Raw genomic sequence first — 22,483 nt, 5'->3', positions numbered from 1 at the left:
CGGGCGCCGCGGACCGGGCGCCGGCACGGGCGGGGCCGCACACGCGGCGTGCCCGGCGGCGTTGTGCTGCGACGCAACACGAATTCTGCGGGCAAAAAAAACCGGGGCGGATACGGCCCCGGAGCAACAACGACAAGAGGAGAATGGTGACGCGCCGGCAACACCAGCCGCGTACCGTAAATACTGACCACGGCCTGCGACAGAAGTTCGAAAATTTTTTCGATTTGTTACCGGCCCCGCCAAAAGCCTTGTCCGGCGGGGTTGTGCGGGCGCGGCGCCCGCACGTTTCCTCTTGTGGTCGCGCTTATTGACGCTGTTGCGGCGCGCGCAGATAGATCTCGACGCGGCGGTTCTGGGCGCGGCCGGCTTCGGTCGCGTTGTCCGCGATCGGGTTCGACGGGCCCATGCCTTGCGCCGACAGACGGCCGCCGTTCACGCCGCGCTGCACGAGCGCGTTCACGACGCTTTGCGCGCGGTTCTGCGACAGCGTCTGGTTCAGCTGCGCCGAGCCCGTGCTGTCCGTGTAGCCGACGATCGATGCCGTCAGTTGCGGGTTCTGGTTCAGCGTCGTCGCCAGGTCGTTCAGCAGCGGCGTGAACGCCGGCGTGATCGCGTACTGGTTCGTCGCGAACGTGACCGAGCTCGGCACGTTCAGCTTCAGCGAGCCGTCCGGCTGCTCGGTGACCTGCGTGCCCGTCTGTGCTGCCGACGGCGCGAGCTTGTTCTTGATCGCTTGCCAGTTGTAACCCGTCACGCCGCCGACCAGGGCGCCGACGCCCGCGCCGATCGCCGCGCCCTTGCCGCCACCGGCCAGTGCGCCGATGCCCGCGCCCAGCGCCGCACCCGTGCCGGTGCCGACGGCCGTGTTGTTACCTTGCTGCGTGGCGCAGCCTGCCAGCAGCGCGCCGGCGAGTGCGAAGACGGACAGGCGAGTCGCGATTTTCATGTTCATCTTGGATTCCTCTCTTGGTTGAACGAGTCGACAACGACGACAAACAACAGTTATGGCTCCCTGCGCGGGCCGTCCGAAAAAGGAAGGCCGGCCCGGCACTCGCGGCAGCCGCCGAGGCGGTCGCATGCCCTGTCCGTCAGCGTGGCTGTTCGGGCAGCGCGACGCGTCAGCCTCTACAATATAGGCGGTGAGTGGCCGATTTGGCCCTATAGCATGCCGCACGCGAAGAGTGCGCCGGGTCGCGCGTTCGCGCAATGGCGTGCAACAGATTCTTTCACTTTTCCCGAATTTCGCCGCGAAATTTGATATTTTTTGACGTTTTGCGCGCGAGAAAAACGTTTTCATGGAGTTTCGATGAGCATTGACCGGGCCCAAGTCGACGCCGCGCTGGCGGCAGTCGTCGACCCCAATACCGGCCGCCCGTACGCGGCGAACAAGGGCGTGCGCAACGTCGCGATCGACGGCGACGTCGTGGCGCTCGACGTGGTGCTCGGTTATCCGGCGCGCAGCCAGCACGACGACGTGCGCGCGCGCGTCGCCGCGGCGCTCCGGGCCGTGCCGGGCGTGCGCGATGCGCGCGTCGCCGTGTCGCAGGAGATCGTCGCGCACACGGTGCAGCGCGGCGTGAAGCTGCTGCCGAATGTGAAGAACATCGTCGCGGTCGCGTCGGGCAAGGGCGGGGTCGGCAAGAGCACGACGGCCGTGAACCTTGCGCTCGCGCTCGCCGCGGAAGGCGCGTCGGTCGGCATTCTCGATGCCGACATCTACGGCCCGTCGCTGCCGACGATGCTCGGCATCCACGGCCAGCGCCCCGAATCGCCGGACAACCAGTCGATGAACCCGCTGGTCGGCCACGGGCTGCAGGCGAACTCGATCGGCTTCCTGATCGAGGAAGACAATCCGATGGTGTGGCGCGGCCCGATGGCGACGTCCGCGCTCGAGCAACTGCTGCGCCAGACCAACTGGCGCGAGCTCGACTACCTGATCGTCGACATGCCGCCGGGCACCGGTGACATCCAGCTCACGCTCGCGCAGCGCGTGCCCGTCACCGGTGCGGTGATCGTCACGACGCCGCAGGACATCGCGCTGCTCGACGCGAAGAAGGGGCTGAAGATGTTCGAGAAGGTCGGGATTCCGATCCTCGGCATCGTCGAGAACATGAGCATCCACATCTGCTCGAACTGCGGCCAGGAAGAACACATCTTCGGCGCCGGCGGGGCGGAGCGGATGGCGAAGGATTACGACGTGACCGTGCTCGGCAGCCTGCCGCTCGACATCGCGATCCGCGAGCGCGCGGACAGCGGCACGCCGACGGTCGCGGCCGATCCCGAAGGCGCGCTCGCGTGTCGTTACCGCGACATCGCGCGCGGGGTGGCGCTGGCGATTGCCGAGCGATCGCGCGACATGACGTCGAAGTTCCCGTCGATCGTTGTTCAAAATACGTAAAACCCTTGCGGGGCGGGGCCTCACGCTGTTTGCGGCGCTGCGAGGCGCGGTATCATGGCGACTTTTCCCGGGTCCCTTTACCCGCCCGGCGCGGCCGTCGCCTCAAACGGCCGCCAGCCGGCATGAGGATCGAATGAAACAACGACATCACGGCGTGCGCGCCGGCCGCGCGCAGCGCGCGCTGCTGGCCGCCGCCGCGCTGGGCCTGCTGGCCGGCTGTACCTCCTTTTCCACGTCGCACGAAAAACGGGCCGACGCGCAACTGCAGCCGACGGTCGGCTCGCAGGCGCGCGGCGCGGTGACGTTCGTCGAGCGCCCGGACGGCGTGCAGGTCACCTACAACCTGGTCGGCCTGCCGCCGAACAGCGATCACGCGCTGCAGGTGCACGAGCGCGGCGACTGCAACGCGGGCGACGGCTCGAGCGCCGGCCCGGTGTTCGCGCCGGCCGCCGACCGCTTGCGCGCGGGCGCGCGCGTCGCCGGCGATCTCGGCAACATCCATGCGGATGCGAACGGCGTCGCGGCCGGCTTCATCGTCGCGCCCGATCTGGCCCTCGATGGCGTGCGCTCGGCGATGAACCGCGCGGCGCTGGTGCACCGCGACGCGAGCGACCCGGCGTTTGCGCAGCATGGCGCCGGGCCCGCGCTGGCCTGCGGCGTGATCCGTTGACGGCCGCCGCGTGCGCGGGCCGATGATCGCGTAAAATGTCCGCCTTTCCCGGCCGCCGCCCTGAACCGGCGGCCTTCGTCTTCCGTCACGCAGCGTTTCCTGGCGCCCCAATATGAAACGACCCCAACGCTCACTTTGTTCGCTGTCCCCCGACGGGACGGCCAGCCCCCTTGGGACGGCCCTGCGGAGGCTGGCATGAGCATCAAGTCCGACAAATGGATTCGGCGCATGGCCGAAGAGCACAAGATGATCGAGCCGTTCGTGCCCGATCAGGTCCGTGCGTCCGAGGACGGCCGCCGGATCGTCAGCTACGGCACGTCGAGCTACGGCTACGACATCCGCTGCGCGGACGAATTCAAGATCTTCACGAACATCAACTCGACGATCGTCGATCCGAAGAACTTCGACGAGGGTTCGTTTGTCGATTTCAAGGGCGACGTGTGCATCATCCCGCCGAACTCGTTCGCGCTGGCCCGCACCGTCGAATATTTCCGCATCCCGCGCACCGTGCTGACCGTCTGCCTCGGCAAGTCGACCTACGCGCGCTGCGGGATCATCGTCAACGTGACGCCGTTCGAACCCGAGTGGGAAGGCTACGTCACGCTGGAATTCTCGAACACCACGCCGTTGCCCGCGAAGATCTACGCGAACGAAGGCGTCGCGCAGGTGCTCTTCTTCGAAAGCGACGAAGTGTGCGACGTGTCGTACGCCGATCGCGGCGGCAAGTATCAGGGGCAGCGCGGTGTCACGCTGCCGAAAACCTGATCTGGTTGCATAACGTCTCACCAGTTTCCGGGTGACCGCTGCGCGTGACGCGCCGCGGTCGTTCTTTTTGGAGAATCGCCCATGAAGTTTCGTTTCCCCGTCGTCATCATCGACGAAGATTTCCGCTCCGAGAACATCTCGGGCTCCGGCATCCGGGCGTTGGCCGAAGCGATCGAGAAGGAGGGCGTCGAAGTCCTCGGCCTCACGAGCTACGGCGATCTGACGTCGTTCGCGCAGCAATCGAGCCGCGCGTCGTGCTTCATCCTGTCGATCGACGACGACGAACTCATGCTCGGCGAAACCGGCCCGGACGGCGAGCTGCCCGAGCTCGCGACCGCGATCATCGAGCTGCGCGCGTTCGTCACCGAAGTGCGCCGCCGCAACGCGGACATCCCGATCTTCCTGTACGGCGAGACGCGCACGTCGCGGCATCTGCCGAACGACATCCTGCGCGAGCTGCACGGCTTCATCCACATGTTCGAGGACACGCCGGAGTTCGTCGCGCGCCACATCATCCGCGAGGCGAAGGTCTATCTCGATTCGCTCGCGCCGCCGTTCTTCAAGGAGCTCGTCAAGTACGCGGACGAAGGCTCGTACTCGTGGCACTGCCCGGGTCACTCGGGCGGCGTCGCGTTCCTGAAGAACCCGCTCGGCCAGATGTTCCACCAGTTCTTCGGCGAGAACATGCTGCGCGCGGACGTCTGCAACGCGGTGGACGAACTCGGCCAGCTGCTCGACCACACGGGCCCGGTCGCGGCGTCCGAGCGCAACGCGGCGCGCATCTTCAGCGCGGACCACCTGTTCTTCGTGACCAACGGCACGTCGACGTCGAACAAGATCGTCTGGCACGCGACGGTCGCACCGGGCGACATCGTGCTGGTCGACCGCAACTGCCACAAGTCGATCCTGCACGCGATCACGATGACGGGCGCGATCCCCGTGTTCCTCACGCCGACGCGCAACCATTTCGGCATCATCGGGCCGATCCCGCGCGACGAATTCAAGCCGGAGAACATCCGCAAGAAGATCGAGGCGAACCCGTTCGCGCGCGAGGCGCTGCGCGAAAACCCGGACATGAAGCCGCGGATCCTGACGATCACGCAGAGCACGTACGACGGCGTCGTCTACAACGTCGAGATGATCAAGGATCTGCTCGGCGACCTGCTCGACACGCTGCACTTCGACGAAGCGTGGCTGCCGCACGCGACGTTCCACGATTTCTACCGCGACATGCACGCGATCGGCGACGGCCGTCCGCGGACGGGCGCGCTCGTGTTCGCGACGCACTCGACGCACAAGCTGCTCGCGGGCATCTCGCAGGCCTCGCAGATCGTCGTGCAGGATTCGGAGAACCGCACGTTCGACAAGCACCGCTTCAACGAGGCGTACCTGATGCACACGTCGACGAGCCCGCAGTACGCGATCATCGCGTCGTGCGACGTCGCGGCCGCGATGATGGAGCCGCCGGGCGGCACCGCGCTCGTCGAGGAATCGATCGCCGAGGCGATCGACTTCCGCCGCGCGATGCGCAAGGTCGACGCCGAATACGGCGACGACTGGTTCTTCAGCGTCTGGGGCCCGGACAACCTGTCCGAGGAAGGCATCGGTTCGCGCGAAGACTGGATGCTGAAGCCGAACGACCACTGGCACGGCTTCGGCCCGCTCGCGGAAGGCTTCAACATGCTCGACCCGATCAAGGCGACGATCATCACGCCGGGGCTCGACGTCGACGGCGAGTTCGGCGAGACCGGCATTCCGGCCGCGATCGTGACGAAGTACCTGGCCGAGCACGGGATCATCGTCGAGAAGACCGGCCTGTACTCGTTCTTCATCATGTTCACGATCGGCATCACGAAGGGCCGCTGGAACTCGATGGTGACCGAGCTGCAGCAGTTCAAGGACGACTACGACAACAACCAGCCGCTGTGGCGCGTGCTGCCGGAATTCGTCGCGCAGCATCCGCGCTACGAGCGCGTCGGCCTGCGCGACCTGTGCACGCAGATCCACGACGTGTACCGCGCGAACGACATCGCCCGCCTGACGACCGAGATGTACCTGTCGGACATGGAGCCGGCGATGAAGCCGTCGGACGCGTTCGCGAAGCTCGCGCACCGCAAGATCGACCGCGTGCCGCTCGACGAGCTCGAAGGCCGCGTGACGAGCATCCTGCTGACGCCGTACCCGCCGGGCATTCCGCTGCTGATCCCGGGCGAGCGCTTCAACAAGACGATCGTGAACTACCTGCGGTTCGCGCGCGACTTCAACGAGCGCTTCCCGGGCTTCCACACCGACATCCACGGCCTCGTCGCGGAAGAGGTGAACGGCCGCGTCGAGTACTTCGTCGACTGCGTGCGCGACTGATGGCGGCGCACGGACGATTCCGGACGATGCGCGCGGCGCTGGCCGCGCTCGTCGTCGGGGCGGCAGGATGGGCGGCGCTCGGGGGCGCGAGTGTCGCCCATGCGGAAGTCGCGGCGGCCGACCCGATCGACGTCGCGATGCGGCAATGCCTCGCGCGGCGCGACCGGTCGTCGCCGGCCGGGCAGATCCAGTGCATGGGCGAAGCGCAGCAGCAGTGGCAGGCCGTGATGGACGGCGCGTACCAGCGCCTGTTGAAGGATGCGCCGGCCGACGCGAAGCGCGGCTGGCAGGACAGCCAGCGCCGCTGGCTCACGTGGCGCAAGGACGAAGTGCTGCTGCTGAAGGCCGTGTACGACACGACGCGCGGCACCGCGTATGCGATGTCGAGCGCCGACCTGCAGCTGCAGCCGGTGCGCGACCGCGCGCTGGCGCTGCGTGGGGCGGCCGATCGCTATGCGCCGCCGCCTGCCGCCGTGCCGGTCGCGGCGACGAGCGGTGCGCAGGGCGGTGCCGGCGTGGTCGCGCCGGCCGGCGCCAAGCCGGCGAATGCGCCGCGCGATCCGGCGATCCGTCGCGTGCGGCCGTGCGTGCAGGACGCCGCGTGCGAACACGCATTGTTCGACCTGAACCGCTATTACCAGAAGCTGCACCGCAAGATGCCCGCGCATTCGGCCGCGACGCTCGTGCGCGCGCAGCGCGCCTGGGTGGCGTTCCGCGATGCGACGGCGCCGCTCGTCGGCGAGGACGGACGCGTCGACCTGATCGGTGCGCGCATCGCGACGATGAAGCGGCTGTCGGAGACGGCCGGCAATCGGTAGGCATCGCCGCGATGCCGGTGATCCGGCACGGCAACGCAAAACGGGCACCCTCGGGTGCCCGTTTGCATTGGGGCGGCGCGTGCGCCGCTTACGCGGGCTGCTGCGTGTCGAGACGCCCGAACCACGACGGCACCAGCGCGACCGCGTCGTCGAGCGACGCGAGCACGTGCAGGCTCAGTGCGACGATGTCGGGCGTCGGCGCCTTCAGGTCGGGCACGGTGACGACCGCGGCGCCGGCGCCGGCCGCCGACTGCGCGCCGAAGTCGCTGTCCTCGAACGCGACGCACGCGTGCGCCGGCACGCCGAGACGCTCGGCCGCGAGCCGGTAGACGGCCGGATCGGGTTTGCCGCGCGCGACTTCGTCGCCGCCCGCGATCGCGCGGAAGAACGGCAACACGCCGACCGCGTCGAGCCGCGCACGGATCACGTCGCGCGCGGACGACGACGCGACCGCGCACGGAATGCCGGCCTGCGTGAGCGTTTCGAGCAGCGCGAGCGCGCCCGACTTCAGCGGAAACTTCGGATGAGGTTCGGGGGCGGCGAGTTGCTCGCGCACGCGGATGCGCACCGCGTCGAACGTATCGGCGTCGCCGATCAGCCGCGCCAGGATCACCTGGCCTTCGGCGAACGAGCGGCCGACGATCTGCAGGTAATCGATCTCGGTCAGCACGACGCCGTGCGCGTTCGACACGTCGATCCACGTGTTCATGATGGTCCGCTCGGAATCGACGAGCAGGCCGTCCATGTCGAAGAGCGCGGCGGAAAAGGTCATCGGGGCATCCGTGAAGCGGGGAAGGCGACGGGCGGCGCGACGGCCGCCCGAATGAAAAACGGACGCCGAAGGCGTCCGTCCGGGACGGCGGGCCGTTACTTGCCGATCGCGGCGCGGGCGGCCTTGACGGCCGCGCGCACCTGGTCGGGCGCGGTGCCGCCCGGATGGTTGCGGCTCGCGACCGACCCTTCGAGCGTCAGGTAGCCGAACACGTCGTCGCCGATCAGGTGCGCGACGTTCGGCAGCTCCTGCTTCATTTCGTCGAGCGTCAGGTCGGCGAGGTCGATCCCGCGGTCGTCGCAGATCTTCACCGCGTGCGCGACGGCTTCGTGCGCGTCGCGGAACGGCAGGCCGCGCTTCACGAGGTAGTCGGCAAGGTCGGTGGCCGTCGAGAAGCCCTGCAGCGCGGCCGCGCGCATCGCGTCCGGCTTCACGGTGATGCCGGCGACCATTTCCGCGAAGATCCGCAGCGTGTCGGCAACGGTGTCGACCGTGTCGAACAGCGGTTCCTTGTCTTCCTGGTTGTCCTTGTTGTACGCGAGCGGCTGGCCCTTCATCAGCGTGAGCAGCGCCATCAGGTGGCCGTTCACGCGGCCGGTCTTGCCGCGCGCGAGCTCGGGCACGTCGGGGTTCTTCTTCTGCGGCATGATCGAGCTGCCGGTGCAGAAGCGGTCGGCGATGTCGATGAAGCCGACGCGCGGGCTCATCCACAGCACGAGTTCTTCGGAGAAGCGCGACACGTGCGTCATCACAAGCGCCGACGCCGCGGTGAATTCGATCGCGAAGTCGCGATCCGACACCGCGTCGAGCGAGTTCGCGCAGATGCCGTCGAAGCCGAGCGTCTTCGCGACCGCGTGACGGTCGATCGGGTAGCTGGTGCCCGCGAGCGCGGCCGCGCCGAGCGGCAGGCGGTTCACGCGGGTGCGGCAGTCGCGCATGCGTTCCGCGTCGCGCGTGAACATCTCGACGTACGCGAGCAGGTGGTGGCCGAACGTGACCGGCTGCGCGACCTGCAGGTGCGTGAAGCCCGGCATGATCGTGTCGGCGTTCTGTTCCGCGAGGTCGATCAGTGCGCCGCGCAGGTCGTTCAGCAGGCCGCCGATGCGGTCGATCTCGCCGCGCAGCCACAGGCGGATGTCGGTCGCGACCTGGTCGTTGCGCGAGCGGCCCGTATGCAGGCGCTTGCCGGCATCGCCGATCAGCGCGGTCAGGCGCGCCTCGATGTTCAGGTGGACGTCTTCCAGGTCGAGCTGCCATTCGAATTCGCCACGCTCGATCTCGCCCTTGATCTGCGCCATCCCGCGTTCGATCGCGGCCAGGTCGTCGGCGCTGATGATCTTCTGCGCGGCGAGCATGTTCGCGTGCGCGAGCGAGCCGGCGATGTCGACGAGCGCGAGGCGCTTGTCGAAAAACACCGACGACGTGTAGCGCTTGACCAGCTCCGACATCGGTTCCGAGAAGCGGGCCGACCAGGCCTCGCCCTTTTTGTGCAGTTGGGACGTCATGGCGATTCTTCGAAGGGGAGTTGGGCGGCCGTGCGCCGCCGAGGGAATCCCGCGATTCTAACATTCGCGCAGCGGACGGCCGGCGCGCGCTACCGCGGGCCGCAGGCCAGCGGGCCGATGCGCGGCAGCGTGCCGTCGTCCGGCCGCCGGTACGCGAATTCGACGGTGCAGTCGCGGCCGCCGCCGGAGATCTCCAGGTGGTTGTTCTCGACGAGGCCGTCGACGAAGGTCAGGCCGTCGTAGCCGACGATCGTGCGCTGACCGCTTTCGACGTGGCGGACCTCGAGCCCCGGCGGAAGCGGCGTGCCGTCGGACGCGTGCAGTACGATCGACGCGGCGCTGTAGCGCGTGATGGCGAAGTGCGCGAGCACGCCGGAGCGGGCCTGCGGCACGACGTCGAGCGTCGTGTCGGCGATCCGCGCGTCGGCCGGCAGCGCGCTGCCGTCGATCGCGACGCGATTGCTCTGGTACGCATTCAGGTCGGGCACCAGCAGGTAGCCGGCCCGGTCCGTTGCGCCGATCAGCCGGTTCTGGTGCAGCACGGGCACGCGCCCCGTGTCGGTCGAGACGAGCGCGAAGCCGTCGTCGACGCGGCGCGCCGTCATCACGCGGCCGTCCATCAGCACGAACGCGCCCGTGACGTCGACCGCCGCGTTGCCGCGCCCGTCGAACGATTGCGCGAGCAGCGTGAGCTGACCGGCGCGGCCGAGATACTGCAGCTGGCCCTGCCCGTAGCGGGTGCCCGCGTTGGCGCCGGCCTGCACGTTCCAGCCGAAGCCGCCGCCGTAGTCGGGCGGCCGCGATGCATTGAGCGTGTAGGTCGATTCGCCGTTCTGCCGCCCGGCGTTCGCGGAGACGGACGTGTTGCCGCCGAGCCCGATGCTCAGGCTCACGAAGAAGCCGCGCGCATCGCGTCGCCGGAAGTCCTGGAAGCCGCTGAACGTGATCGAGGTCAAGCCGCCGAGATTGACGAGGTAAGCGATCGAGCCGATCCGCGATGCGGCGACGCCCGGATACTTGAGTGCCAGATAGCTGAACGACAGCGTTTGCGCGCGCAGGAACGGGAACGACACCGTCACGCGATCGGTGGCGCGCGAGACCGGCACGCCTTCGCGGCTGCCCAGGTCGACGTAGTCGCCGAATGCGCGCAGCGTCTGTGCGTCGATCGAGAAGCGCGGCGTCACGTACTGGTAGCCGACGCCCGCCTGCACGCCGGTGCTGCCCGGCGCGCTGAGCGCCAGCGACGCGTTCGCCACGCCGCGCTCGCCGAGGCGCGCGAGCACGCCGGCGCCGGCGTTGTAGACGCCGGCCGTCGCTTCCCCGTGCGCTTCGACGGTCAGCCGCTCGCTGATCCCGTAGCGCAGCGAGCCGCTCGCCGCCGGCGTGCGCGCGTAGTCGAACGAATCGGTGCCGTACGCGCGGCGCAGGAAACCGGCTTCGACCGAATAGCTGGCGAGGCCGGGCGCGAGCAGGCGCGTATCGACGTACAGCGGAATCGACGTCGCGATCGAGCGGCCGAGCGCGTCGCGCGTGACGACCGTCGCGTTGCCCGCGCCGGTGATGCCCGGCACGCTGTTGATCACGAACGGCCCGCTCGGCACGTCGCCGCTGAACTGGCGCACGTTGTTCACGTACAGGTCGACCGACGTCGGCACGACCGCGCTGCCGGACAGCGCGGGCACGGGAAACGTGACGAGGTCGGGGCGCAGGCCGAAATTGCTGCGCCACTGCACGCCGCCCAGGCGCAGCGAGCGCGTCCAGGACAGCGACGACGAAATCGTGTCGCCGACCTGGGTCGTCGTGAGCGTGCGGGGATTCGAGCGGGTCCAGGACGTGTCGTAGCGCACGTAGCGCCGGCGGTCGTCGTACAGATACGCGATGCCGGTGCTGCTGAGTACGCCGGCCGGATCGAAATAGCGCGCCTCGCTCCAGACCGCGAGCGGTGCGCGCGCGACGGTTTGCGCGTAGGCGTCGTAGTTCAGCACGAAGCCGCGGCCAGACGTGGCCGGCGGCGCGGCGGCGAGCGCGCGCGTATCGAACGTGTGCGGAATGCGCAGTGCGTCGGGTACGCGCAGGTCGAGCGTCTGCCGGCCGGCGTCGTAATCGTAGTGCAGCCCCGCGAGCGTATCGAGTGCGACGAGCGTGTTCGACGGCGCGTTCGCGGGGCCGCCGGTCGCGATGCCCAGGTCGTTCAGGTCGGCGGACGCCGCGTACAGCCGCCCGTCGATTTGCCGGAACCCGGCGATCCGATGCGTCGGTTCGCCGTTGACCGACACGTCGAGATACAGCCCGTCGGCTTGCGCCGCGGCTTCGGACACGGCGGCGGGTGGCATCGGCGCCGGCGCCGGTTGCGCGCATACGGCGAGCGCGTGCAGCGCCAGTATCAGCGCCAGCGCAAGCGGCGCGGCGGTGGGCCGGCCCGGCCCGGCGTGTCGCATGGGGCGGTCGGCCCGGAGGGTCTTGCTCGGCATCGGCACGGGCAACGTCGTGCGACCCTGCTCGGGTGGCTCAGGGCGCCGTCAGCCGGGCTTCGACCGGCTGCGCGTTGACGGTCGCCCGGATCTTGACGAACGGCGCGCCGGCGTCGAGCTTGAGCGGCCAGCGTCGCGTACTGCCCGCGAGCGCATAGCCGAGCAGCCCGCGCGTGACCTCGTGGACGCCGCCTCGCGCATCGACCAGCCGGACCGCGGAAATCTGCGCCCGCCGTCCGCCTCGATTGTCGACCGCGAGCCGCATGCCGGTCCCGTCGGGCTCGACGCGCCAGTCGAGGCGCGGGGACGCTGGCGCGGCATCGGGCTCGACGAATACGGGCACGGAATAGCGCAGCCGGATCGTCACGCCGTTGTCGACCGGCGTGCCCGGCGCGGGCAGTTCGTCGATCAGCACGCGATAGCTCTCCTCTGCGGCCGGCGTGCCGCGGCTCGTGCGCACGAGCCGGATCAACTGCTCGGCGTTCGCGTCGATCCGCAGCAGCGGCGGCGACGCGGCGAGCGCGTCGGTCGGCGTCATCACGTCGGTGCCGTTTTCCTGCGTCCAGCGATAGGTGCGGACCTGGCCGTAGATCGCCCGCCCGCCCGGGTTGCTGAGCGTCATGCTCGCGGCCGCCGCCGACGGCGGCAGCTCGATCGTCACGGGCGTGATCTGCAGCGTGGCGGCATGCGAAACCGTCGTCGCCCATCCGACGCACAGCGCGGCCAAGGCGCGCGGGAACAATCGCACGGCCCGTCAGAAATAGACGGTGGCGGTGACCGAGGCCTGGTAGGTGTCAGGCTTCGGCGTCGCCTGAGCGGGCACCTGGCCGTACACGTTCAACACCTGCGCGGAACCGGTGCCGGTGCCGCCGACCGTGTCGGTGCCCTGCGTGTTGCCCCAGATCGTCGAGTGGCCCGAGTCCTGGTAGAGCTGGTAGCCGACCGTCGTGCCGGTATTGCCGGTGGTGGTACCGCCCATCAGCCGGCTGGCGACGGTCGAGCCGGTGACCGCGCCGGCGTCGAGCCCGACGTTGTAGGGTGTCGAGTTCGTGCAGGTGACGGAGAGGGTCGTTTGCTGGTTGAGCGTCGACGCGAGCACGCCGGTCGTGCCGAATGCAAGCGGGTTCGCGGCGATCGTACAGTTCGCCTGGATCGTGAGCGTGACGTTGAATTGCGCGGTGGCCGTGCCGTTCGAATAGACTGCGGCAACGGTGACGGGCTGCAGCACCGGCGCGAAGGCGAACGTGGCTGCGAGCATGGCTGAAAAAACACGACGTCGGGAATCTATCATTATGATTGTCTCCTGCCGTTCAAGGGGTCGCCCGGCCGCGGAGTGCCTGCCGCGTGGTCTGTCGCCGGTCGCCGTTACCGCTCTGTCGTTGGTGGAAGACTACTCCACGGGTTCGGTCGCGCGCAATGGAGAAAACGCCGACCCGGCGTGCGTTGTCCGGGAGGGGCGGACGGATTCCATTGGCCTATTTGACATGGATCAAGTAACAGTGCGAACGATCGATGCACGGACCGATACGATGACGGCGCGGCCCGATCCGCGAACCCGGTCGGGCGGGCGTTTTTTTGCGGGGGAAACGCATGGCGGATGACGGCTTCGACCTGGCGCGCCGCTGGATGCGCGCGCTATCGTGCCTGCTGCTGGCAGCGGTACTCGGCATGCCGTGGATGCCGGCGCGTGCGGATACGTGCACGGTGACGCCGCCGGTGCCGAGCTTCGGCTCGGTCAGTCCGATCACGCAACAGGCCTACACGACGACCGCCACGATGACCGTGAACTGCACGTGGGACACGCTGAGCCTGAACACCGGCGTGCTCGTGTGCGTGAACCTCGGCGGCACCAGTCCGCGCTACCTGAGCAACGGGACGAACCAGATGCAGTACGACCTGTATCAGGACGCGGGCTATTCGCAGGCCTGGGGCGCCGTGAGCAGTGGCACGACGCCGATATCGCTGACGTTGACGAAACCGGTGCTCGGCACGTCCGCGAGTGCGAACGTGACCATCTATGGCCGCATCGCGCCCAACCAGCCGACCGTGCCGACCGTGAACAACGACAGCACCGTCTATACGCAGAGTTTCAGCGGCAACCAGGCCGCATACAGCTACAGTTTTTCGCTGCTTGGCGTGCTGCCGACACCCTGTGTGTCGCAGTCGACGGCCGGCACGATGACGGTTACCACGACCGCCACCGTCGTCAACAACTGCATCATCAGCGCGACCGGCGTCGCGTTTCCGCCCGCAGGCGTGCTGGCGTCCGCGCTGACCGCGAGCGGCTCGATCAGCGCGCGCTGCACGAACGGCGACGCATTCCGGATCGCGTTGAACGGCGGCGGCAGCGGCAACGTCGCCGCACGTACGATGCAGCGCGCGGGCGGCGGGTCGGTCAGCTACCAGCTCTATCAGGACAGCGGCTTCACGCAGCCATGGGGCGACGGCACCGCCGGCACGTCGATGGCGACCGGCACCGGCAGCGGGTTCGCGCAGGCGATCACCGTGTACGGCCGCGTGCCCGCGCAAGCGACGCCGGCGCCCGGCAACTACAGCGACACGATTACCGCGACGATCAGCTTCTGAGCCGCGCTCAGTCGCGCACCAGCACGACCAGCTTCAAGTCCTCGCGGTGCGCGGGCTTCAGCGTGATCTGCTGGTACACGAGGCGGCCGTCGGCCGGATGGTCGAATTCGCGCCGCCCGCCTTCGCGCTCGAACACGTCCTGCGACGCCCAGTACTGCGCGAACGCGTCGCTGCCGGCCGTCAGCGCGTCGATCAGCGCGCGCGTCGGCGCATCGGTCAGGTGGCGGATCGCATCGGCGCGGAATTCGGCGGCGAGCCGCCGGGCGCGGGTTTCCCAGTCGACGATCAACGTGCGGGCGGCCGGCGACATGAACGTGAAGCGCAGCAGGTTGCGGTCGTGCTCGCCGTCGAGCCAGCCGGAAAAGAGCGCGGCGGCGGGCGCATTCCACGCGAGCGCGTTCCACTGGCGGTCGAGCACGTAGGCGGGCGTCGCGATCGCCGCGACGGTCGCGGCGAGCGTCGGCGGCAGGTCGCCGCCCGCGACGTCGGGCTCGGCCGGGTCGCGCTGCGCGGCCAGCTCGAACAGATATGCGCGCTCGGCCTTCGACAGCTGCAAGGCGACGGCGATCCGGGCGAGCGCGTCGGCCGAGGCCGACACGGGCCGGCCCTGTTCGATCCACGTGTACCAGGTCGGGCTGACGCCGCACAGTTGCGCGACTTCCTCGCGCCGCAGTCCCGGCGTACGGCGGCGCGGGCCGGGCGGCAGGCCGACGGCCTGCGGCGACAGCCGCTCGCGATGGGCACGGATGAATTCGCCGAGCGCGCGGGCGGGCGTGGCGTCGAGCGGCGGGACGGGGGCGGAGGAGGGTTGGCTCATGCGGAAGCGGCGAAGTGGAAGCGAAAACGCGGCAACGATCAAACGATCAGACAGGTGGATCGAATACCAGAATAACTGCTTAACTTGTACTGGTACAAGCGCAGGCCTATTGTAGCGGCTCGCGCGCTGGCAGGGCAGCGGGCGTCCCCCACAATACGTTGCACGGGGCCGGATCGCGCGCTGATGCGCCGGGTTCGGCCGACTGCATCCCGGAAAGGAGCGAACGATGAAACACCACGACCAGGTCGCCGACGCATTCGGCACGACGGCCGCCGCCTATCTGACGAGCACGGTTCATGCGACGGGCGCCGACCTGCAGACGCTCGCCGACGCGGTGCGTGCGACGCCCGATGCGGTGGTGCTCGACCTCGGTTGCGGCGCCGGCCACGCGAGCTTCGCGGTCGCGCCGCACGTGCGCGCCGTGGTCGCGTACGACCTCGCCGCGCCGATGCTCGCGACCGTCGACGCGGCCGCGCGCGAACGCGGGCTCGCGAACATCCGCACGCAGCAGGGTCCGGCCGAGCGGCTGCCGTTCGACACCGCGACGTTCGACTGGGTCGTGAGCCGGATGAGCGCGCATCACTGGCACGACATGCGCGCGGCGCTCGCCGAGGTGCGCCGCGTGCTGAAGCCGGGCGGCCGGGTGCTGATGATCGACATCGCCGGCAACGACCATCCGCTGCTCGATACGTACCTGCAGGCCGCGGAAGTGCTGCGCGACGCGTCGCACGTGCGCGACTACCGCGCGGACGAATGGCTCGCGATGTTCCGCGCAGCGGGTTTCGACGCGCAGGTGCACAGCCGCTGGCGGCTGCCGATCGATTTCGACACGTGGGTCGCGCGCATCCGCACGCCGGCCGACAGCGTCGCCGGGATTCGCGCGCTGTGGGCGCATGCGCCGGACGAGGTGCGCGGCTATTACGCGGTGCGGGCCGACGGGTCGTTCGAGCACGATGCGTTGCTGATCGACGCGCACTGAGCATGCGGCGCGCGCTGCACCGTTGCGTCGGCGCATGAAAAAAGCCGCGATACGCAGGAACGCGTATTGCGGCTTTCGCTATTCCGGCCGGCGCCGAACACGCCCGGCGCCCGCGCGGCCTGCGGATCAGCCGGTGTTGCGCAGGCCGGCCGCGATCCCGTTGATCGTCAGGTGAATCCCGCGGCGCAGCCGCGCGTTGGTGTCACCCGCGCGGTGACGCTTGATCAGCTCGACCTGCAGGTGGTTCAGCGGATCGAGATACGGGAAGCGGTTCTTGATCGAGCGCGCGAGCAGCGGGTTGTTCGCGAGGCGGCCTTCCTGCCCGGTGATTTCCGCGAGCGCCTGCGACGTGCGCTCCCATTCCGCGACGATCCGCCCGAACACGTGCTTGCGCAGCTTACGGTCGGACACGAGCTGCGCATAGCGCGACGCGACCGCGAGATCGGTCTTCGCGAGCACCATGTCCATGTTCGACAGCAGGTTCGCGAAGAACGGCCAGGTCTTGTTCATCTTCTTCAGCAGCGTCACGCGCTTCGCGCGTTCGGCGTCGTCCTGCGCGCCGTCGAGATAGGCGCTCACCGCGCTGCCGAAGCCGTACCAGCCGGTCAGCAGCAACCGGCACTGGCCCCACGAGAAGCCCCACGGAATCGCGCGCAGATCCTCGATCCTGCGCTGCTTCGGATCCTGCAGCTTGCGCGACGCCGGGCGGCTGCCGATGTTCAGCTCGGCGATCTCGGTGATGGGCGTCGACGAGAAGAAGTAGTCGGTGAAGCCCGGGGTTTCGTAGACGAGCGCGCGGTACGCGGCCATCGCCGAATCGGACAGCGTCTGCATCGCGGCCTCGAACGCGGGCAACTGTGCCGGTGCGTTCGATTGCGGCAGCAGCGACGCCTCGAGCGTCGCGGCGACGACCGTCTCGAGGTTGCGCCGGCCGATCGACGGGTTCGAGAACTTGCTCGCGATCACCTCGCCCTGTTCGGTCAGGCGGATCTGCCCGTTCACGGTGCCCGGCGGCTGCGACAGGATCGCCTGGTAGGTCGGGCCGCCTCCGCGGCCGACCGTGCCGCCTCGGCCATGGAACAGCCGCAGCGTGATCTTGCGCTCGCGGAACAGGTCGACGAGCGCGAGTTCCGCGCGATACAGCTCCCAGTTCGACGTGAGGAAGCCGCCGTCCTTGTTGCTGTCCGAGTAGCCGAGCATCACTTCCTGCTCGGCGCCCTGGTGCGCGATCAGCGCGTCGATGCCCGGCAGCGCGAAGTAGTCGCGCATGATGCGCGACGCGTCGCGCAGGTCGGGAATCGTCTCGAACAGCGGGATCACCATCAGGCTGTTGCGCGCGTCGCTGCCCGGCGCGCCGAGCGTGCCTTCGAGCAGGCCCGTCTCCTTCTGCAGCAGCAGTACCTCGACGAGGTCGCTGACGGTTTCCGTGTGCGAAATGATGTAGTTGCGCACCGCACGCGCACCGAATTGCGCGCGGACCTCACGCGCCTTCTCGAACACGCCGAGCTCGCTCTGCGCGAGCGCCGAGTATTCGAGGTACGGCGAACGCAGCGGGCGCGGATCGGCGAGCGCGGCGAGCAGCACGCGCAGCTTGTCTTCCTCGGCGAGCGCCGCATAGTCGGCCTCGACGCCCGCGCGCGCGAACAGCTCGGCGACCACCGCCTCGTGGATGTCGGAACTCTGGCGCAGGTCGATGCTCGCGAGATGGAAGCCGAACACTTCGGCCGCGCGCACGAGCGGCGCGAGGCGCGGCGCGGCGAGCGACGCGCCGTGGTGTTCGTCGAGCGACGCGGTCAGCACTTTCAAATCGGCGACGAACGCTTCGGAATCCTCATACGGGATCGCGCGCACCGGCGGCGCGCCGCGGCCCGCGCTGCGCACGGGCACCGTGCCTTCGCCGAGACGCACGCGCGCGCTCGCGGCGAGCCGCGTGTAGATACCGATCAGCGCGCGGCGATACGGTTCGTCGACGCGATGCGGCGACTGGTCGGGCGATGCGGCCGCGAGCGCCTTCACCGCGTCGTTCGCGCCGACTAGCAGGTTCGATACCGACAGCTCGGCGCCGAGCTTGTGCACCTGTTCCAGGTAATGCTCGAGGATCACCGCGGCCTGGCGGTTGATCGCCTCGTCGAGCGTCGCGGCCGTCACGTTCGGGTTGCCGTCGCGATCGCCGCCGATCCAGCTGCCCATCTGGAAGAACGCGGGCACGCGGGCCGACAGGCCGTGCTCGGCGAGCGCGGCCTCGATATCGCCGTACAGCGCGGGCAGCTCGTCGAGGAACGTCGCGCGGTAGTACGACAGCGCGTTCTCGATCTCGTCGCCGACCGTCAGGCGCGAGTCGCGCAGCATGCGCGTCTGCCACAGCGCGGTCACGCGTGCGCGCAGCATCGCTTCGTTGTACTGGCGCTCGCGCGCGGTCAGCTCCTGGTCGCGTTCGGCGAGCAGGCGCGCGATGTCGTGCTGCGCGTCGAGGATGCTCTTGCGCTGCACTTCCGTCGGGTGCGCGGTCAGCACCGGCACGATCAGCGCATCGTCGAAGAAGCGCTGCAGCAGGCGCTTCGACGCGTTGCCGGTGGTTTTCAGCTGGTCGAGCGCATATGCGACCGTGCCGGGCTGCGGCGCGGAGCCGGCCAGCGCGTGGATGCGGCGGCGGCGGTTGTGGTGACGGTCTTCCGCGATGTTCGCCAGGTGCGAGAAATAGCTGAACGCGCGCACGACGCTCACCGTCTGCTCGGGCGTCAGCTTGCGCAGCTTCTTCTCGAGGGTCTGCGCGGCTTCGCTGTCGTCCTCGCGGCGGAACTTGACCGCGGTCTGGCGGATCGTCTCGACGACGTCGAACACCGTATCGCCTTCCTGTTCGCGCACGACGTCGCCGAGCAGGCGACCGAGGAAGCGGATGTCCTCGAACAGCGGGCGATCCTTGTCGTCGCGCGTGCGGGTGCCGGCCTTCGGCGCGACGGCATTGCGGGCGGCGGGGCCGGGGGCTTTCGTCGCGCGTTTTGTCTGACGTATCGGGTCTTTCGGTTTCGTTGCCGTGGGTTTCGTTGCCGTTTTCGCACGGCCGTTCGCGGCGGTGGCGAGCGTGCCCGTCGAGGCATCGGGGGAGGGCAAGGCAGCATTGCGGCGCGCCGTACGCGCCGATCCGGAAGACTTCACGATGGGTTTCCTTGGGAAAGCTCGAGTCAAAAGGAACTGCGGAAACTGCGGGAACTGCGGTCAAGCAACCAGCTACGTGCGGCACATCCGCACAACGGCGCCGCGACCCGCGCGGAAGCAGGCCGGGCGCAGGCTCCGGGCCCGGGCGGGCCGGGGCGTGCGTGCTACCATTGTTCGATCTTCAATCCCGTCCTTCGATGTTCCAGCAATGAATTCCGAGACCCCCGCGGCCGGGCCGCAGCAGGCACAGCCGCCCGCGACGTTGACGATTGCTTCGCGCGAGAGCCGCCTGGCGATGTGGCAAGCCGAACATGTGCGTGATGCGCTGCGCAAATTATATCCAGCTTGTGACGTGAAAATCCTCGGGATGACGACGCGCGGCGATCAGATTCTCGATCGCACGCTGTCGAAGGTCGGCGGCAAGGGCCTGTTCGTGAAGGAACTGGAGGCCGCGCTGGCCGACGGCCGCGCCGATCTCGCCGTGCATTCGCTGAAGGACGTGCCGATGGCGCTGCCCGACGGCTTCTCGCTTGCCGCGATCATGGAACGCGAAGATCCGCGCGACGCGTTCGTGTCGAACGACTACGCGTCGCTCGACGCGCTGCCGGCCGGCGCGGTCGTCGGCACGTCGAGCCTGCGCCGCGAGGCGATGCTGCGTTCGCGCTACCCGCATCTCGATGTCCTGCCGCTGCGCGGCAACCTCGACACGCGCCTCGCGAAGCTCGACCGCGGCGACTACGCGGCGATCATCCTCGCGGCCGCCGGCCTGAAACGCCTCGGCCTCGAAACGCGGATCCGTGCGCTGCTCGACGTCGAAGCCAGCCCGCCCGCAGCCGGCCAGGGCGCGCTCGGCATCGAGATCGCCGCGCACCGCGGCGATGTCGCCGCGTGGCTCGCGCCGCTGCACGACCCGCGGACCGCGCTTGCGGTCGAGGCCGAGCGGATGGTGTCGCGCGCGCTCGGCGGCAGTTGCGAGGTGCCGCTCGCCGCGCACGCGGTGTGGCGCGCGGGCGAGCTGTACCTCACGGGCCGCGTGTCGACCACCGACGGCAAGCGCGTGCTGACGGCCGACGCGTGCGGCGCGGTCATGACCGTCGCCGATGCGCTCGCGCTCGGCCGCGCGGTGTCCGACGAACTCGAGGCGCAAGGCGCGCTCGACATCGTCCACGCGCTGCTCGCGAGCTCGCAGGCCGCGGGCAAGGGCGACGCCTGATGGCGGGCGGCGCGCGCGCGTTCACCGCTGTCCTGACGCGTCCGGACGGGCAGTCCGACGCGCTCGCGTCGCAATTGGCCGACGCCGGTTGCGACGTGCTCGAATTCCCGCTGATCGATATCGCGCCGGTCGACGATCCGGCGCCGCTCGACGCCGCGTTCGCGGCGCTGGCCGACTATGCGCTGGTGATTTTCGTGTCGCCGAACGCGATCGACCGCGCGCTCGCACGGTACGACGCGATCTGGCCGAACGCGCTGCCGGTCGGCGTGGTCGGGCCCGGCAGTGTCGCGGCGCTCGAGCGCCGCGGCATCGCGGCGCCCGCGCATCGCGTGATCGCGCCGCAGGCGCCGGCCGACGGCGGCGTGCCCCATTACGATTCGGAAAGCCTGTTCGCGAGCATCGAGGCCGCGTTCGGCGGCGCGCAGGCGCTGGCGGGCAAGCGCGTACTGATCGTGCGCGGCGACGGCGGGCGCGAATGGCTCGCCGAGCGCCTGCGCGAGGCCGGGGCGGACGTCACGCTCGTCGCCGCGTACCGGCGCGTCGTGCCGGAGCCGCGCGTCGGCGCGTGGGAGCGCGTGCACGCGCTGCTCGACGGCCAGCCGCACGCGTGGCTCGTCACGAGTTCGGAAGGCGTGCGCAACCTGCACGAGCTCGCGCGGGCCCACCTGAACGATGCCGAGATCGACGCGCTGAAGCATGCGCCGCTCGTCACGCCGCACCCGCGGATCGAGCAGACCGCGCGTGCATTGGGTTTTGATAGGATTACGCTGACCGGCGCGGGCGATGAGCGCATCGTCCGCGCGTTTCGAACGATGGCCGACGAGGCCGTCCAACCGGCGACAGCCGCACCGGTGACTAAACGCATGACAGATACCAACGATTCCAAAAGCGTCGCTTCCCAGCCGGCCGCTGCATCCGCGCCGCCGTCCAGCCCTCCTTATCTCGCGCCCGAACCGCGTGCGCGCCGCGGCGGCAGCGCGGTGCTGTGGTTCGTCGTCGTCGTGCTCGGCTGCGCGGCGGGTGTCGGCGGCTACGCGCTGAACCGCAAGATCGACCGGCTCGACGGCACGTTCGTCGTGCGCCAGAAGGCGCTCGACGCGCAAGTGGCCGAAACGCGGACGAAGACCGAGCAGGCGCTTGCCAGCACGCACCAGGTCGACACGCAACTCGCGCAACTCGACGGCAAGCTCGCCGATGCGCAGAGCGCGCAGCAGGCGCTGCAGCAGCAATACCAGGACCTGTCGCGCAACCGCGATGCGTGGATGCTCGAGGAAGTCGACCAGATGCTGTCGAGCGCGAGCCAGCAGCTTCAACTGACCGGCAACACGCAGCTCGCGCTGATCGCGCTGCAGAACGCCGACGCGCGTCTCGCGACGTCGCAGAGCGCGCAGGCCGTCACGGTGCGCAAGGCGCTCGCGCAGGACATCGAGAAGCTGAAGGCCGCGCCCGCGGCCGATCTCACCGGCCTCGCGATCAAGCTCGACGACGCGATCGCCAAAATCGACGCGCTGCCGCTGTCCGGCGAGGCGATCGTGCCGCACGCGGCGCCGAAGGCCGCGCCGGACGACACCGCGTCGTCGGTCGCGGCCGGCGAGCCGCGCTGGAAGGTGTGGTGGCACGACTTCTCGGCCGGCCTCGGCCAGCAATTGAAGGGCCTCGTGCAGGTGCGCCGGATCGACAACGCGGACGCGATGCTCGCGTCGCCCGACCAGGGCTACTTCGTGCGCGAGAATGTGAAGCTGCGCCTGCTCACCGCGCGGTTGTCGCTGCTGGCGCGCAACGACAGCGCGATGAAGGCCGACCTGCACGCCGCCCAGGCGTCGCTGGGCAAGTATTTCGATCAGGCGTCGAAGGACACGCAGATCGTCGAGGATCTGCTCAGGCAGGTCGACGGCGCATCGCTGACGGTCGCGGTGCCGAACCTGAACACGAGCCTGAACGCCGTTCAGCAGTTCAAGAGCCGGGGGTAACG

The 22,483-nt window shown here is 69.2% G+C and carries 17 protein-coding genes; 9 read left to right on the top strand and 8 right to left on the bottom strand.

Annotation, left to right across the window (positions count from 1 at the left end; genetic code table 11):
* Positions 1-304: 304 nt before the first annotated feature.
* Positions 305-952, bottom strand: a complete 648-nt coding sequence (locus tag CFB81_RS12520) for an OmpA family protein (RefSeq protein WP_069620367.1) — start codon at positions 950-952, stop codon at positions 305-307.
* A gap of 354 nt (positions 953-1,306) precedes the next feature.
* On the opposite strand from CFB81_RS12520, the gene apbC reads away from it, so the two are divergent.
* From apbC to CFB81_RS12495, 5 genes are all read left to right on the top strand, one after another.
* Positions 1,307-2,398, top strand: coding sequence for an iron-sulfur cluster carrier protein ApbC (gene apbC, locus CFB81_RS12515; RefSeq protein WP_089435465.1), 1,092 nt, complete (start codon positions 1,307-1,309; stop codon positions 2,396-2,398).
* A 133-nt stretch (positions 2,399-2,531) separates the two neighbouring features.
* Entirely contained in the window at positions 2,532-3,068 is a 537-nt protein-coding gene (gene sodC, locus CFB81_RS12510; protein ID WP_069620365.1) for a superoxide dismutase [Cu-Zn], read from the top strand.
* Between the two features lie 195 nt (positions 3,069-3,263).
* On the top strand, positions 3,264-3,833 hold the full coding sequence (dcd, locus tag CFB81_RS12505) for a dCTP deaminase (protein ID WP_006398615.1): 570 nt from the start codon (positions 3,264-3,266) through the stop codon (positions 3,831-3,833).
* Positions 3,834-3,914: 81 nt separating this feature from the next.
* Entirely contained in the window at positions 3,915-6,194 is a 2,280-nt protein-coding gene (locus CFB81_RS12500) for an arginine/lysine/ornithine decarboxylase (protein WP_006497175.1), read from the top strand.
* Entirely contained in the window at positions 6,194-7,012 is an 819-nt protein-coding gene (locus CFB81_RS12495) for a lysozyme inhibitor LprI family protein (protein WP_089435464.1), read from the top strand. Before CFB81_RS12500 ends, CFB81_RS12495 begins: the two co-directional genes overlap by 1 nt.
* A gap of 88 nt (positions 7,013-7,100) precedes the next feature.
* On the opposite strand, the gene CFB81_RS12490 is transcribed toward CFB81_RS12495, so the two are convergent.
* The 5 genes from CFB81_RS12490 to CFB81_RS12470 all read right to left on the bottom strand — a co-directional run bounded on the left by CFB81_RS12490 (position 7,101) and on the right by CFB81_RS12470 (position 13,051).
* A complete protein-coding gene (locus CFB81_RS12490) occupies positions 7,101-7,784 on the bottom strand; it encodes an HAD family phosphatase (protein WP_089435463.1) in 684 nt (227 codons plus the stop codon).
* A 95-nt stretch (positions 7,785-7,879) separates the two neighbouring features.
* Complete coding sequence (gene argH, locus CFB81_RS12485; RefSeq protein ID WP_069620362.1) at positions 7,880-9,289, bottom strand: argininosuccinate lyase; 1,410 nt, start codon at positions 9,287-9,289, stop codon at positions 7,880-7,882.
* Positions 9,290-9,378: 89 nt separating this feature from the next.
* Positions 9,379-11,727 carry a fimbria/pilus outer membrane usher protein gene (locus CFB81_RS12480; protein ID WP_089435462.1) on the bottom strand — a complete coding sequence of 783 codons (2,349 nt, stop codon included), beginning with the start codon at positions 11,725-11,727 and terminating at the stop codon, positions 9,379-9,381.
* Positions 11,728-11,797: 70 nt separating this feature from the next.
* The gene (locus CFB81_RS12475) at positions 11,798-12,508 is read right to left on the bottom strand and encodes a molecular chaperone (RefSeq protein ID WP_089435461.1); all 711 of its coding nucleotides are present in this window, start codon (positions 12,506-12,508) and stop codon (positions 11,798-11,800) included.
* A gap of 6 nt (positions 12,509-12,514) precedes the next feature.
* Positions 12,515-13,051, bottom strand: coding sequence for a spore coat U domain-containing protein (locus CFB81_RS12470; RefSeq protein WP_069620359.1), 537 nt, complete (start codon positions 13,049-13,051; stop codon positions 12,515-12,517).
* A gap of 299 nt (positions 13,052-13,350) precedes the next feature.
* Between CFB81_RS12470 and CFB81_RS12465 the strand changes: the two genes are divergently transcribed.
* A complete protein-coding gene (locus tag CFB81_RS12465) occupies positions 13,351-14,346 on the top strand; it encodes a spore coat protein U domain-containing protein (protein ID WP_089435460.1) in 996 nt (331 codons plus the stop codon).
* Between the two features lie 7 nt (positions 14,347-14,353).
* On the opposite strand, the gene CFB81_RS12460 is transcribed toward CFB81_RS12465, so the two are convergent.
* Complete coding sequence (locus CFB81_RS12460) at positions 14,354-15,163, bottom strand: helix-turn-helix transcriptional regulator (RefSeq protein ID WP_069620444.1); 810 nt, start codon at positions 15,161-15,163, stop codon at positions 14,354-14,356.
* A gap of 226 nt (positions 15,164-15,389) precedes the next feature.
* Between CFB81_RS12460 and CFB81_RS12455 the strand changes: the two genes are divergently transcribed.
* Entirely contained in the window at positions 15,390-16,142 is a 753-nt protein-coding gene (locus tag CFB81_RS12455) for a class I SAM-dependent methyltransferase (RefSeq protein WP_089435459.1), read from the top strand.
* 126 nt (positions 16,143-16,268) lie between these two features.
* On the opposite strand, the gene ppc is transcribed toward CFB81_RS12455, so the two are convergent.
* A complete protein-coding gene (gene ppc / locus CFB81_RS12450) occupies positions 16,269-19,298 on the bottom strand; it encodes a phosphoenolpyruvate carboxylase (protein WP_069619273.1) in 3,030 nt (1,009 codons plus the stop codon).
* A gap of 208 nt (positions 19,299-19,506) precedes the next feature.
* Between ppc and hemC the strand changes: the two genes are divergently transcribed.
* Complete coding sequence (hemC, locus tag CFB81_RS12445) at positions 19,507-20,511, top strand: hydroxymethylbilane synthase (RefSeq protein WP_089435458.1); 1,005 nt, start codon at positions 19,507-19,509, stop codon at positions 20,509-20,511.
* A complete protein-coding gene (gene hemDX, locus CFB81_RS12440; protein WP_089435457.1) occupies positions 20,511-22,481 on the top strand; it encodes a fused uroporphyrinogen-III synthase HemD/membrane protein HemX in 1,971 nt (656 codons plus the stop codon). The genes hemC and hemDX overlap by 1 nt, the downstream gene beginning before the upstream one ends.
* Positions 22,482-22,483: the final 2 nt, after the last annotated feature.

Source organism: Burkholderia sp. AU28863, from assembly GCF_002223195.1.
Lineage (GTDB): Bacteria > Pseudomonadota > Gammaproteobacteria > Burkholderiales > Burkholderiaceae > Burkholderia > Burkholderia sola.
Note: the sequence above shows the minus strand (reverse complement) of the source record. Positions and strands in the feature narration are given on the sequence as shown.